The sequence below is a fragment of the Streptomyces kunmingensis genome (genome assembly GCF_039533535.1).
GTDB classification, from domain to species: domain Bacteria; phylum Actinomycetota; class Actinomycetes; order Streptomycetales; family Streptomycetaceae; genus Streptomyces; species Streptomyces kunmingensis.
On the sequence record NZ_BAAATS010000005.1, the window covers coordinates 381,510 to 396,005 of the forward strand.

At 71.9% G+C, this 14,496-nt stretch carries 9 protein-coding genes; all 9 read left to right on the forward strand.

Annotation, left to right across the window (positions count from 1 at the left end; all coding sequences use genetic code 11):
- Window positions 1–37: 37 nt before the first annotated feature.
- From ABD366_RS06995 to ABD366_RS07035, 9 genes are read left to right on the forward strand one after another with little or no spacing between them, the layout of a single operon-like run.
- Window positions 38–1,357 (forward strand): nucleotide sugar dehydrogenase, encoded by a 1,320-nt coding sequence (locus ABD366_RS06995; RefSeq protein WP_324771614.1) that lies wholly within the window; start codon window positions 38–40, stop codon window positions 1,355–1,357.
- Complete coding sequence (locus tag ABD366_RS07000) at window positions 1,347–2,612, forward strand: glycosyltransferase family 4 protein (protein ID WP_324771615.1); 1,266 nt, start codon at window positions 1,347–1,349, stop codon at window positions 2,610–2,612. Before ABD366_RS06995 ends, ABD366_RS07000 begins: the two co-directional genes overlap by 11 nt.
- Window positions 2,609–3,976: a Wzz/FepE/Etk N-terminal domain-containing protein gene (locus tag ABD366_RS07005; protein WP_324771616.1), complete on the forward strand. Its 1,368-nt coding sequence runs from the start codon at window positions 2,609–2,611 to the stop codon at window positions 3,974–3,976. The genes ABD366_RS07000 and ABD366_RS07005 overlap by 4 nt, the downstream gene beginning before the upstream one ends.
- Window positions 3,973–5,523: a Wzz/FepE/Etk N-terminal domain-containing protein gene (locus tag ABD366_RS07010; protein WP_324771617.1), complete on the forward strand. Its 1,551-nt coding sequence runs from the start codon at window positions 3,973–3,975 to the stop codon at window positions 5,521–5,523. Before ABD366_RS07005 ends, ABD366_RS07010 begins: the two co-directional genes overlap by 4 nt.
- A 3-nt stretch (window positions 5,524–5,526) precedes the next feature.
- The gene (gene asnB, locus ABD366_RS07015) at window positions 5,527–7,455 is read left to right on the forward strand and encodes an asparagine synthase (glutamine-hydrolyzing) (RefSeq protein ID WP_324771618.1); all 1,929 of its coding nucleotides are present in this window, start codon (window positions 5,527–5,529) and stop codon (window positions 7,453–7,455) included.
- A 32-nt stretch (window positions 7,456–7,487) separates the two neighbouring features.
- Window positions 7,488–9,692 carry a bi-domain-containing oxidoreductase gene (locus ABD366_RS07020; RefSeq protein WP_324771619.1) on the forward strand — a complete coding sequence of 735 codons (2,205 nt, stop codon included), beginning with the start codon at window positions 7,488–7,490 and terminating at the stop codon, window positions 9,690–9,692.
- Window positions 9,689–11,656: an alginate lyase family protein gene (locus ABD366_RS07025; RefSeq protein WP_324771620.1), complete on the forward strand. Its 1,968-nt coding sequence runs from the start codon at window positions 9,689–9,691 to the stop codon at window positions 11,654–11,656. Before ABD366_RS07020 ends, ABD366_RS07025 begins: the two co-directional genes overlap by 4 nt.
- A gap of 36 nt (window positions 11,657–11,692) precedes the next feature.
- Window positions 11,693–13,195 carry a right-handed parallel beta-helix repeat-containing protein gene (locus ABD366_RS07030; RefSeq protein ID WP_324771654.1) on the forward strand — a complete coding sequence of 501 codons (1,503 nt, stop codon included), beginning with the start codon at window positions 11,693–11,695 and terminating at the stop codon, window positions 13,193–13,195.
- Between the two features lies 1 nt (window position 13,196).
- On the forward strand, window positions 13,197–14,495 hold the full coding sequence (locus ABD366_RS07035) for an O-antigen ligase domain-containing protein (RefSeq protein ID WP_324771621.1): 1,299 nt from the start codon (window positions 13,197–13,199) through the stop codon (window positions 14,493–14,495).
- The last annotated feature ends 1 nt before the right edge of the window (window position 14,496 follow it).

The window sequence follows — 14,496 nt, forward strand, 5'->3', positions numbered from 1 at the left end:
CAGGCCGCAAGGGTCTGCATGGGGGGAGGAACGAGTCATGAGAGTCAGCGTTTTCGGACTCGGCTACGTGGGCTGCGTGTCGGCCGCGTGCCTGGCGAGCATGGGCCACGAGGTCATCGGCGTCGATGTGAGCCAGGTCAAGGTCGACCTGGTCAACGACGGCAAGGCCCCGGTGGTCGAGGAGCGGATCGGCGAGCTCATCGCCGATGTCGTACGGAACGGGGCGTTACGCGCCACCGCCGACGTCCGTGAAGCGATCATGAACAGCGAGGTGTCGCTGATCTGCGTGGGCACGCCCTCGGAGGCCAACGGCAGCCTGTGCACCACGTATCTGGAGCGGGTCACCGAGCAGATCGGTGCCGCGGTGGCCGAGCGGGGCGGACGGCAGACCGTCGTGTTCCGCAGCACCATGCTCCCGGGCACCTGCCTGAACCTGCTTCTGCCGATCCTGGAGAAGCACGCGGGCGGCACGGCCGGGGTGGACTTCGGGGTCGCGGTCAACCCGGAGTTCCTGCGCGAGGGCACGAGCGTGCGGGACTTCTTCGACCCGCCCAAGACCGTCATCGGCGAACTCGACCCCGCCAGCGGCGACGTACTGGCGGCGCTCTACGAGGGACTGCCCGGCGAGGTGTTCCGGGTGCCGATCCCGGTGGCCGAGGCCATCAAGTACGCCGACAACGCGTTCCACGGCCTCAAGATCGGCTTCGCCAACGAGCTGGGCGCGGTGTGCCAGGCGCTCGGGGTGGACTCGCACCAGGTGATCGACGTGTTCCTGGCCGACCGCAAGCTGAACATCAGCCCCGCCTATCTGCGGCCCGGCTTCGCCTTCGGCGGCTCCTGCCTGCCCAAGGACCTGCGCAGCCTGGTCCACGCGGCACGGCGCGCCGATGTCTCGGTGCCGATCCTGTCCCACGTGCTGCCCTCCAACTCCGCGCATCTGCAACGGGCGGTGGAGCTGGTCGAGCGCGCCGGCAAGCGCCGGGTGGGCCTGCTGGGGCTGTCCTTCAAACCCGGCACCGACGACCTGCGCGAGAGCCCGCTCGTGGAGCTGGCGGAGCGGCTCTTCGGCAAGGGGTACGACCTGAAGATCTACGACGCCAACGTGAGCCTGTCCCGGCTCCTCGGCGCGAACCGCGAGTACATCGAGAACCGGCTTCCGCACCTCGCGCAGCTGCTCGCGGACTCCGTGGACGAGGTGCTCGAACACGCCGAGGTGTGCCTGGTCGGGACCAAGGACCCGGCCGTTGTCGGCGCGCTGCCGCACGGCGACGACGGCCCGGCGCTCATCGACCTCATCCACCTTCCCGACGCCGACGCGCGCCGGACCGAACCGGGGTACGTGGGCCTTGCTTGGTAATGCGAAGTACGAGAACCGGCCCGGTCGGCGCGCGCTGATCCTGGTGGAGAACCTGTCGGTGCCGTTCGACCGGCGCGTGTGGCAGGAATGCACGACGTTGCGCGACGCGGGCTGGAACGTGGACGTCATCTGCCCGCAGGGCAGCAAGCGGGACACGGAAGCGGAGGTGGAGATCGACGGGGTGCGCATCCACCGCTACCCGTTGCGCGCAGCCACCGGAGGACCGGCCGGCTATCTGCGGGAGTACGGATCGGCGCTCTGGCACACGGCCCGCCTGGCCCGCAAGGTCGGCCCGGTCCATGTGGTCCACGCCTGCAACCCGCCCGACCTGCTGTTCCTGCCGGCGCTGCGGCTCAAGCGGCTCGGCGCGCAGTTCGTCTTCGACCAGCACGACCTGGTGCCCGAGCTGTATCTCTCCCGGTTCGACCGCGGCGAGGACCTGCTCTACCGCGCCGTGTGCGCGCTGGAGCGGCTGACGTACCGGGCCGCGGACATCGTGCTGGCCACGAACGAGAGTTACCGGGACGTCGCGGTGGGCCGCGGCGGCAAGCGTGCGGAAGACGTCTTCGTGGTGCGCAGCGCGCCCCAGACCGACCGGTTCCAACCGGTGCCGCCCGAGCCGGAGTTGAAGCGCGGCAAGCCCCATCTGCTGTGCTACCTCGGGGTGATGGGGCCCCAGGACGGTGTCGACTACGCCTTGCGGTCCCTCGCCAAGCTGCGCGACGAACTCGGGCGGACCGACTGGCACGCGGTGTTCGTCGGCTCCGGCGACGCCCACGACGCGATGGTGGAACTGGCCGGGCAGCTGGGCCTCTCCGAGCAGGTGGAGTTCACCGGCCGCATCCCGGACGCCGACCTGGTGCGCTATCTGTCGACCGCGGACGTGTGCCTCTCCCCCGACCCGCGCAACCCGCTCAACGACGTGTCGACCATGAACAAGGTCCTGGAGTACATGGCGATGGGCCGGCCGGTCGTCTCCTTCGATCTGCGCGAGGCGCGCGTCTCCGCCGGTGACGCCGCCCTGTACGCGCCCGCCAACGACGAGGCCGCTTTCGCCAAGAACATCGCCCTGCTCCTCGACGACCCGGACAAGCGGGCCGAGATGGGCCGGATCGGCCAGGAACGGATCAGCGGACAGCTCTCCTGGCAGAACTCCCAGAGATCGCTGCTCGCCGCCTACGCCGCCGCCTGCCAGAACCGTGGCGCGGCGGCGACGGGCGGCCCGGTCCGGCCGGGGAGGAGGCCGCGGCGTTGAGCGACGACACCATACGCCTGGCCACGATCGGGCGGATCCTTCGCCGGCGACGCCGGCTCCTCGCCGTCCTCGTCGTGGTGGGCGCACTCGTCGGTTACGGCGCCTCGGTGCTGTTCCCGCCGCGCTACACGGCCTCGGCAGCGGTACTGCTGCCGGGGCAGTGGGAGGAGCGCGAGCTGTTGACCCAGGCCGAGATCGCGACGAGTTCCGCGGTGCTCGACCGCACGGCCGGCTCGCTCAACTGGAAGGGCGTCAACGGCATCGAGCTCCAGGACCGGGTGAGCGCCAAGGCCAGCAACGGGAACATCATCAAGATCGCGGGCACCGCCGACACCCCGGAGCACGCGCAGCAGCTCTCCGACCGCATGGCCAAGGAGTTCGTGACGTTCGCCGCCCGGATCGCGGGCGGTGGCACCGAACCCCAGGCGGCCACGGGACCCGAGGAACTGCGCAAGAGAGTGGTGGAGACCAACCGCCGCATCAGCGACCTGGCAGGCGCGGCCGACCCGGGTCGGACCGTGGAGAGCGTGCAGGCCCGCACCGCGCTGGAGAAGCTGCGCACGTCGCTGGAAGACGCCATGAAGAAGCTGGAGGAGGCCGACCCGGCCGCCGACAAGGCCAGCATGGTCGTCATGGGCCCGGCGGCCCGGCCGACCGGCGAGGCGCCGCCGACCCGGATGCAGTTCGTCGTCGGCGGGGCCCTGCTGTTCTTCCTGCTCGCGGTCATCGGCCATCTCGCCGCCGCCCGGGTGAACCGCCGGCTGCGCACCGAACCGGAGATCGCCGCGGCCCTGGGCTCGACGCTCCTGGGCACCGTCGACGTGCCCGATGAACGACGTACCCACCAGTCCCAGGTCCCCGGCGCGCGGGCCAGGGTCCGCCGGCTCCTCGGCATCGACACCCGCTGGGACGTACCGGCCCCGCAGATGTCGGGCGACGAGAGCGGCCGACGGCTGCGCTACCGGCGGGTGTGCATCCGCCTGCGTACCCAACTGCCCGCCGCGCGGGGGCTGCTGGTCCTCGTACCGGAGGGCGACGAGATCGCGCTGCGTGCCGCCGGACAGCTCGTGGCCGAGGCCGACGGCAAGCCTCCGCTGCGCGTGGTGGAGGTGTCGGTGGACCGGCCGGTGGTGCCGGACCGCGCCGCCGAGTCCGGTGCCCTGGTCGTACTCAGCGCGGGCAGCAGGACCGCGGGCGAACTCGCCGGCATCGCCGAGGCGTGTGCGGACGGCCGGCACGAGGTCGTCGGCATCGTCGTCGCGGGCGCGGTCCGGGCCCGTCCGGCACGGCCCGCCGACCCTCCTTCGGAGAAGGCCGCGCCGGCGCTCGCCGCCCGCGGCCAGGCGACGGGAGGTTCGTCGTGACGACGAGTACGACGTCGGATTCACCGGCAGCCGCTCCGCTTCTCGACCTCCACGCGCTGGTGGTGGCGGTGCGCAGACGCCGCCGCCTCTGGGGCTCCCTGGCGCTGCTCGGGCTGCTGGTCGGCGCGGCGCTTGCCGTCCTGCGGCCGCCGCCGCCGAGCGCGGTCACCAAGGTGCTGGTCGCCCATCAGGAGGACCAGCCGAACGACACCGGAACGCTGATCCGTACCGACGTGGAGCTGTTGGGCACCACGCGGATCGCCGACGCGGCCCTGCGGTCCCTCAAGTCCCCGGACAAGGCCGAGGACTTCATGCGGGACTACCGGGGAACCGGCGTGACCAACAACCTGCTGCAGATCGACGTGACGGCCGACACCGACGCGCAAGCGGTGGCGCGGGCCAGGGCGTTGGCGGACGCGTTCGTCGCGGACCATGTGCGGCGGATGCAGGATTCGGCGAAGGCCGAGGCCAAGGCCCTGCGCGACCAGCGTGACCGGATGCGCCGGGAGCTCGACCAGGTCAACGAGTCGATCGGGGGCCGGTCCCCGGAGAGCGACCCGGAGTCGTCGGCGAGCACCGAGTCGCTCTTCGCCCGCCGGGCCGAACTCACCTCGCGGATAGCCGACTTCGACCAGCGCGCCGAGGAAGCGCGCATGGGCACGCCCCGTCTCGTCGCCGGAACCCAGATCGTGGACGCGCCGCGCGCGGTGCGGCACTCCCTGCCGAAGTCCGCTGCCACCAACGCCGTGATCGGGCTGGTCCTCGGACTCGTCCTCGGGCTCGCGGTGGCCGCGGTCGGCTCGGTGGTTGCGGACCGCCCCGTGCTGCGCCGGGAGATCGCGGCGAACCTGGGCTCCTCGGTTCTCACGGAACTGCCGCGCCGCTCGGGCCGCCTGTGGCAGCGCCGACGCACCCGGGCGGCACGCGAACGGCTCACCGCGACGCTGGCCCGCGCGGTGCGGGGCTCCGCGGAACCGCTGTCGCTGCTGGAGCTGGGCTGTGCGCGCGGCACGACCGCGATCGCCCTGAACCTCGCCGGGGCGCTGGCGGCGGAGGGGCCCTTGGTGATCATCGACGGCCTGCCCGGTCAGCAGCTCGCCGAGAGCCGGCAGAAGCCGGAGGGCGTGAGCGTGGTCGGCGCCGAGGGTGCCGCGGCGCTCTCGCCCCAGCAGCGCCGGCTCGGCGTCGGCTCGGTCGCGCCCGGCACCGCGTGGACCGACCTGCGGTATCTGGGCGGCCGGACCGTGCTCGTCGTGCGTGCCGGGCACGGCAGCGCCGCCTGGCTGCACACCGTGGCTCGGCAACTCGCCGACCAGCGCATCACGGTGCTCGGTGTGGTGCTGATCGACCCCGATCCGCGGGATCGGACCGACGGCACGCTGTGGGACGGGCCGAACGCCGCGCCGCGCGGCCAGAACGAGTGGCGGGCCCGGCAGAACGATGGGAGTACCTCCCACGCCGTCAAGGCGGTGGGGGAGGGCCGGCCGGTGACGGAGCGGCCGTCGATAGCCGTGGGAGTCCCGGACAGCGACCAGGAGGCGCGCTAGCACATGTGTGGCATCGCAGGTACTTACCGATGGCCGGACGGGAAGGTCGTGACCGACCGGCTCACCGATGTCCTCGCCCACCGCGGTCCGGACGGGGCGGGCCGCTACGGCCACGCCGTCGGCGACGGCGATGTGCAGCTCGGGCACCGCCGGCTCTCCATCATCGACCTGTCCGAGACCGGCGCCCAGCCGATGGTCTCGGGCGGCCTCGCCCTCACGTACAACGGCGAGCTGTACAACGCGCCGGAGCTGCGCGCCGAGCTGGCGGCCTCCGGGGTGCGCTTTCGCGGTACCTCCGACACCGAGGTGCTGCTGGAGGCGTGGCGGCGCTGGGGCACCGACTGCCTGCCCCGGCTGCGCGGCATGTTCGCGTTCGCCGTCTTCGACGAGCGCACGGGTGAACTGACGCTCGCCCGCGACCAGCTCGGCATCAAGCCGCTGTTCCTGATCCGGCGCGGCGAGGGTCTGATGTTCGCCTCCGAGCTGAAGGCGCTCGCCGCCGTGAGCGGCGGATCGCTCCAGGTGGACCACGGGGCGCTGGTCGCCTCGCTGCTCTACTACTGGGTGCCGGACTCGCGCTGCGCGTTCCGCGAGGCGGAGAAGCTGCCGCCGGGGAGCTGGCTGCGGATCCGGCCCGACGGGCGGGTGGAGCGCGGCCGGTACTGGAACCTGAAGGACGTCGCCGCCGAGGGCCAGGAGCGGGCCCGCAGCGGCGAACGGCCGGACCTGGCGGCCATAGTCGAGGAGTCGACCCGGCAGCACCTGCTCTCCGACGTACCGGTGGCGACCTTCCTCTCCGGTGGTCTCGACTCCAGCTGGCTGACCGCGCTCGCGGCCCGCCATCGGCCCGGGATCTCCGCCTACACGATCGGGTTCCGCGCCGAGGACGCCAAGTTCGAGGCGATGCCGGACGACCTGCGTTATGCCCGGCAGGTGGCGCAGCGGTTCGGGGTCGATCTGCACGAGATCGAGATCGCTCCGAACGTGCTCGACCTGCTGCCGCAGATGACGCGCCACCTGGACGAGCCGATCGGTGACCCGGCCGCGATCAACACGTTCCTGATCTGCTCGGCCGCCCGGGAGGCCGGGGTCAAGGTGATGCTCTCGGGGATGGGCGCCGACGAGCTGTTCGCCGGGTACCGCAAGCACCTCGCCAATCTGCTCGCGCTGCGCTACCAGCGCATCCCGCGGCCGCTGCGGCGCGGCCTGTCCGCGGGTGTGGACCGGCTGCCGGTCGCCACCTCCCGCCGCGGCTACCGGTCGGTGCGTTTCGCCAAGCGGTTCCTCTCCTTCGCCGATCTGCCGGAGGAGACCGCGTTCCGGCGCAGCTACACCATGTACGACCAGGACGAGCTGCTCGCCCTGGTCGATCCGGACCTGGCCGGGACGGTCGACGACGTACTGACCGAGCATGCGGACGTCTACCAGGACAACGACCTCGACGACTTCGTCAACCGGATGTGCCTGGGCGACTCCCGGATGTTCCTGCCGGGTCTGAACCTGACGTACACGGACCGCTCGAGCATGGCCGCGTCGACCGAGGTGCGGGTGCCGTACGTGGACGTCGAGGTGGTGAAGGCGGCGTTCGCCGTGCCCGGCGACCGCAAGATCGTGGGGCGGCTGGGCAAGGCCGTGCTCAAGGAGGCGGCCACCTCGATCCTGCCCCGGGAGATCGTGTACCGGCCCAAGGGCCTGTTCAGCGCGCCGCTGCGGGCCTGGATGAGCCGGGACCTGGCACCGCTGGTGCGCGAGGTGGTCAACGACGGAGTGCTCGTCAGTTCGGGGATCCTGCGCCGCGACGCCCTCGCGCGCATGGTCGCCGAGGACGCCGCGGGGCAGCGGGACTTCTCCAAGCATCTGTGGCACGTGCTGACCCTCGAGTACTGGTATCGCGACGCGACCTCCGGCTCCGGTCGGAGACAAGCGGTTTGACGGCGTTGGAAGTTGAAACAAGAGGAGCTCGGGTGAAGCAGGTCGTACAGAACTACAAGAGCGGCGAACTGGCGCTGCTCGACGTCCCGGCGCCGGGGTGCAAGCCGGGCGGTGTGCTCGTCCGCAGCGCCTACTCGCTGATATCCACCGGAACCGAGCTCATGAAGGTGTCCGAGGCCGGCATGTCGATGGTGGGCAAGGCCCGCTCCCGGCCCGACCAGGTGGCGAAGGTCATGCAGAGCGTGGCCACCAACGGGGTGCCCGCCACGTACCGCAAGGTGATGGGCAAGCTGGACTCGTACACGCCGCTCGGCTACTCGCTGTGCGGGGTGGTCGAGCAGGTCGGTGCCGGGATCGACGATGTGAAGGTCGGCGACCTCGTGGCCTGCGCCGGCAACGAGCACGCGCTGCACGCCGAGCTGAACTGGGTGCCGCGGAACCTCTACTCGCCGGTGCCGGACGGTCTCGCGCCGCGGCACGCGGCCTTCGGCACCGTCGGGTCGATCGCGATGCAGGGCGTCCGCCAGGGCGAGCCGCAGCTCGGCGAGGTGGCCCTGGTCATCGGCCTCGGCCTGATCGGGCAGCTGGTGGTGCAGCTGCTCACCGCCTCGGGCGTGCGCGTCGTGGGCGTCGACCCTGATCCGGCGCGCTGCGAGCTCGCCGAGCGCGCGGGCGCCGCGGCCTGCGGCGACCCCGCGTCCACGGCCGTCAAGGCGGCCGTCGCCGAACTCACCGACGGCCACGGCGTGGACCAGGTGTACCTGGCCGCGGGCGGCGGCAGCAATCAACCCGTGGAGCTGGCGGCCGAGTTGAGTCGGGACCGGGGCCGGGTCGTCGACATCGGCAAGTGCCGCCTGGACCTGCCGTGGAACGCGTACTACGAGAAGGAGCTCGACGTCCGCTTCTCCCGCTCCTACGGCCCCGGGCGCTACGACCCGGAGTACGAGCTGGAGGGCCGGGACTACCCGATCGGCTACGTGCGCTGGACCGAGCGCCGCAATCTGGCGTGCTTCCTCGACCTCGTCGCCCGGGGCCGCGTCGACGTGGAGCCCCTGATCTCCCACATCGCCGACTTCGATGACGCCGTCGAGACCTATCAGCGCCTGAAGGACGGCGAGTTGAAGGCCGTCGCCGTGCTGTTCCGCTATCCCGGGCAGACGGCGGAGCCGAAGCAAGCGGAGGCGCCTGCGGTGACCGTGCCCGCGGTGCGGCGCGGCGGCAGCGCGTCGACCCCGGCGCGACCCGTCCAGGGTCCGGTGCGCCTGGCGTTCGTCGGCGCGGGGAACTACGCGACGTCGATGCTGCTGCCGCACCTGGCCGGGCGCGACGGCGTGGAGCTGTCCACGGTCGTCACCACGACGGCGCTGTCCGCGGCCAACGCCCAGCGCAAGTTCGGCTTCACCGAGGCGACCACCGACCTCGACGCCGTGCTCGGCGACCCGTCGATCGACGCGGTGTTCGTGGTCACCCGGCACAGCTCGCACGCCGAACTGACCCGCAAGGCACTCCTCGCCGGCAAGGCGGTGTTCGTGGAGAAGCCGCTGGCCCTCTCCGAGGACGAGCTGGCGGGCGTGCTCGAAGCGGTGGAGGAGTCCGGCAACGACCGGCTTCAGGTGGGCTTCAACCGCCGGTTCGCGCCTCTGTTGCAGGAGGCCAAGAAACGGTTCGGCGTCCGGACCGGTCCGGCGCACGTCCGCTACCTGGTCAACGCGGGCCGGCTGACACCCGGCAGCTGGTACCTCCAACAGGGCTCCCAGGGCTCGCGGTTCGTCGGCGAGGGCGGGCACTTCATCGACACGGTGAGCTGGCTGCTCGACGCCGACCCGGTCTCGGTGTACGCGCTCGCCACGTCCGGCAATGAGGACCTCCAGGTGGTGCTGCGCTACCCGGACGAGTCCACCGCCACCATCAGCTACGTCACCACCGGTGCGGCCGGCTTCCCCAAGGAGACGCTGGACCTGGTCGCGGACGGCAAGGTGCTGCGGCTCGACGACTTCGTCCGTACCTCGCTGTATTCCGAGGGCGCGGCCGGCCGCAAGCGGTGGGTCAGTTCGCGGCTGCCCAAGGCCCGTGACAAGGGCCAGAACGCCGAACTGGCCGCGTTCATCCGGGCCGTTCGGACCGGCGGGCCGATGCCGGTGCCGCTGGAGTCCCTGGTCGCCACCACGGCGGCCACCCTCGCCGTGCAGAGCGGCCTGGCCGGCGGTGCGCCCGTGAGGCTGGCGAGCGCCCGATGAGCATGAGCGCGAGCTGGTACCTGCGTCGCCTGTCCCGGATGGGGCCGCGGGAGATCGGCGGCCGGGCGGGCGACGCGGTCCGCAGGCGGCGGTGGCGGTCGGCGCCGCCGGACTGCCCGGACGTGACCGGTGCCCGGTTCACCGCGGTCCTCCCCGCCGGGACGGTCGCCGCGGTGGCGCCGGACGCCGCGAAACGGCTGGTCGCCGAGGCGGACCGGCTGATGGTCGGGCACGCCGAGTACTTCGGGGTGGTCCGCGACGACATGGCCGACCCGGACTGGTGGTGCGACCCGAAGACGGGGCGCCGGGCCCCGTGGGGCTACGCCTTCGACGTGCCGTACCGCAACGAGGACGCGGTCGGCGACATCAAGCAGATCTGGGAGCCGTCCCGGCACCAGTACCTCACCGTGCTCGCCGCCGCCTACGCGATCACCGGGGACGAGCGGTACGCCGAGCGCGTGGCGGCCCACCTGCGGTCGTGGTGGACGGCCAACGCGCCGCTGCACGGCGTGCACTGGATCAGCGGCATCGAGCTGGGGATCCGCCTTGTGTCCTGGGTGTGGATCCGCCGGCTGCTCGACGGCTGGCCGGGCGTGGCCGCTCTCTTCGAGGACAACCAGGTGGCGCGGAACCAGATCTGGCACCACCAGCGCTGGCTGGCCGCCTTCCCCAGCCGCGGGTCCTCGGCCAACAACCACGTCATCGCGGAGGCCGCCGGGCAGTTCGCCGCGGCCTGCGCGTTCGACTGGTTCCCCTCCTCGGCGCGCTGGCGGGCCGGCGCGCTGCGCTCCCTCGAGCAGCACCTGAAGAGCAACACCTTCGTCTCCGGCCTCAACCGCGAGCTGGCCAGCGAGTACCACGGGCTCGTCCTGGAGCTCGGTCTGGCCGCGGTGGCCGAGGCGGATGCGGCCGGCGTGCCGGTCCCCGCGACCGTCCGCCTCGTGCTGCTGCGCATGACCGACGCGCTCGCCGCCGTCGTCGACGACCGGCTGCGCCCGCCGCGCCAGGGAGACTCGGACGACGGCCACGGTCTCGTCCTGGACGGGCCTGGCACCGACCGCTGGGCCTCGCTGCTCGCCACCGGCGACGCCGTGTTCGGGGCACTCGACTGGTGGCCGGAGGTGACCGGCACCGATGTGCGCACCCCGCTCCTCGCCGCGCTCGTCCGCCCGTACGGGAAGAAGGGCAGCACGCCGGCCGTGACCCGCCCGGCGACCCGCCCGGCCCACTTCGCGGATGCGGGCCTGACCATCCTGCGCGGCCCGGAGGGGATCTGGTGCCGCTGCGACGGCGGCCCGCACGGCTTCCTGTCCATCGCCGCGCACGCCCACGCGGACGCGCTGTCCCTGGAGGTCCGGCACGACGGGGTCGACGTGCTCGCCGACCCCGGGACGTTCTGCTACCACGGGCAGCCCGATTGGCGGCAGTACTTCCGCTCGACGCTCGGCCACAACACCCTTCAGCTGGACGGCGCCGACCAGTCCGCCTCCGGCGGCCCTTTCCTGTGGACCCGGCAGGCGCGCAGTCGCGTCCTGGTCGCGGACACGTCGGCCGCCGCCGATGGAGGGACGGCCCTCTGGTGCGCCGAGCACGACGGCTATCAGCCCTCCGTGCACCGCCGCCGGGTCGAACTGGACTCCCCCAGCCGGGAGTTACGGGTGGTCGACGAGGTGCGCGGGCCGCGCCGCGCGGCGCGGCTGGCATTCCACCTCGGCCCGGCGGTCGCCGCGGACCTGGTCGGCGGCCGGGCCGTGCTCACCTGGATCAGCGAGGGTGAGGGGCGCTCCGCGGTGCTCGACCTGCCCGAGCAGCTGACCTGGCGGGCCCACCGCGGCGAGAGCGAGCCGCCGCTCGGCTGGTACTCCCCCGGCTTCGGGCGCAAGGAACCCACCACGACGCTGATCGGCACCGGTTTCACCGACAGCGCGCAGGGGTTCACCACCGTACTCAGGTTCCGCGGCTAAGGGGGGCGCGTGGGGATCAAGTGGCGGAAGCGGGCGATGCCGGTGGCGGCGGCGGCCCTGCTGGCGGTGGTCGGCTGCGAGAGCACGTCGGCGGGTCCGGCGGAGCCGACGGCCGCGCCGTCCACGTCGGAGGCCCGGTCCGTGGCGCGGGCCCGGGTGTGCGCCGAGCCCGCCGCCGGGCCGGCGACGGCGCCGGCGGGCGCGGTGACGGTCGACCCCGAGGTCGTCGGCGACCTTGCCGAGAAGACCAGGAACAGTCCGCCGGGCACCACGTTCTGGCTGCGACCTGGCACGCACCGGCTCGAACCGGACCGCTACGCCCAGATCATGGCCAAGAAGGGGAACCGCTATCTCGGTGCGCCGGGCGCGGTGCTCGACGGCGGGAAGAAGAACAACTACGCGTTCAGCGGCACCGCCGACGACGTCACCATCCGCTATCTGACCGTGCAGCATTTCGTCGCGCCGCCCGACGAGGGCGTGGTCAACCACGACATGGCCGACGGCTGGGTGATCGAGCACTCGAAGATCCAGTACAACTCCGGTGCCGGGCTGATGGGCGGCGCCCGCCAGCAGGTCCGCGCCAACTGCCTGCGCGACAACGGGCAGTACGGACTGAACGCGTACAAGACCGGCAACTCCATCCGCGATCTGGTGGTCGAGGGCAACGAGATCGTGGGGAACAACACCGGCGACTGGGAGCGCCGCAAGCCGGGCTGCGGCTGCACCGGCGGCGCCAAGTTCTGGGCCGTCGACGGCGCCGACATCCGCGGCAACTGGGTCCACGACAACCGCGGGACCGGGCTGTGGGCGGACACCAACAACAACGACTTCCGCTTCGAGAAGAACGTGATCGAGGCCAACGACGGCGCCGCGCTGATCTACGAGATCAGCTACAACGCGGTCATCCGGGACAACACGATCCGGCGGAACAACTGGGTGGAGGGCCGCAGGTCGGCCGAGCGCGACGACTTCCCGTACGCGACCGTCTATCTGTCCGAGGCCGGCGGCGAACCTCGGGTGAAGGCCCGCACGGACAAGATCGAGGTCTACCGCAACGTGCTGGAGAACAACTGGAACGGCATCACCCTGTGGGAGAACGCCGACCGGTTCTGCAACAGCCCGGCCAACACCTCGTCCGGTGACTGCACGCTGCTGGTGCCGGACAAGAAGCGCTGCGCGCGGCCGGCGATCACCTCCGAGCCGCTCAAGGCCGACTGCCGCTGGAAGACCCAGCGGGTGGACATCCACGACAACCGCTTCGTGCTGGACAAGTCCGTCGTCAAGTGCACGGAGAGGTGCGACCGCATGGCCGTCCTCTCCAACTACGGCACCTATCCGGACTGGTCGCCGTACAAGGGCGACGAGGTGGCCGAGTCGATCACCCTGGAGCAGCGCAACCGCTGGCACGACAACGTCTACCTCGGCGCGTGGCAGTTCGTCGCCCACGACCCGAGCAAGGTGCTCGACCGCGGGCAGTGGCAGAGCACGCCGTACGAGCAGGACGCGGGCAGCACCTTCGATCCGCGGGCCGGTGGTTGAGATGGCGTGGGACCTGCGGCGCGGTGGGCTGCCGGGCGAAGCGGACACGGCGGTCAAGCGGCCGGGAACCGCACAGCGCCCGGCCGGCACACCGAAGCTCGTCGGCGTCGTGTGGGGGCTGCTGATCCTCAACACGCTCGGCTCCGCCGGGGCGAAGACCATCGTCCCGCTGCCCCGCTCCCTCATCCAGCTGGTCACGATGGGCGCGCTGGGCGCCGCGTTCGCGCTGGCGCTCGCGCTCAATCTGCGGCTGCGCATCCGGCCCAGCGCGTTCGTCCTGCTGCTCACGCTGCTGCTGGTGCCGAGCGTGATCTCCAGCCTGGGTCTCGAGGTCGGGTTCGGCGCGCTGTTCCGCTGCTCCCGGCTGGCTCTCTTCGTCGGCACGCTGTGGCTGCTCACCCGCTGGTGGGACGGGAGCTTCACGTTCGTCCGCACGCATATCCGGGTGTACTTCGTGGTGCTCGGGTCGGTCGCCGCCGGCCTCGTCGTCTCGCCGGGCACGGCCATGCCCGAGTACTACGGCGGGCGTCTCGTCGGCGCGCTGTGGCCGCTCACCCCGCCGCAGATCGGGCAGTACGCGGCGGTGATCATCGGGCTCACGGTGCTGCTCGCGATCGGGCGCCTCATCGACCGGACCAGTGCGACGGTCGTCATGGTGCCCTCGCTCGTCCTGCTCGCGATGACCCATACCCGTACGGCCACTCTCGGCCTGCTCATCGGCCTGGTCCTTGCGATCGGCTCGCTCGTGCTGACCAGCGCCGCCGCCCGCCGGTTCTTCTCCTGGGCGGTGCTGTGCGCCGTGGTGGCCGCGGCGGTGTTCGCCTCCGCGCTGCAGGCGTGGTTCCTGCGCGGCCAGAGCAAGGAGAACTTCTCCAACCTCACCGGCCGGGCGAAGGTCTGGGACGCCCTGCTCGCGGCGCCCCGGACGAGCGCGGAGCAGTTGTTCGGGATGGGCCTGGGCGACAAGTCGTTCGGCGGGCTGCCGATCGACAACAGCTGGCTGGCCGTCTACAACGAGCAGGGGCTGATCGGTGTCGCCCTGGTGGCGGCGGTCATCCTCGTGCTCGGCGGCGTCGCACTGCTGCGTCCGCCGTCGGTGCCGAGGGCCTGCGCGATCTTCCTGATCAGCTACGTCGCGATCTCGTCGTACACCGAGGCGGGCCTCGGCGACGCCTCGCCGTATCTGCTGCATCTGGCCCTGGCCGCCTCGCTGTTGGCGGCCCCGGCCGCGGCCACGCCCCCTTTGACGACCGATGTCCCCAGACGGCGTGTTCCGCGCTGGGCCCAGGAACGGAGGTGAT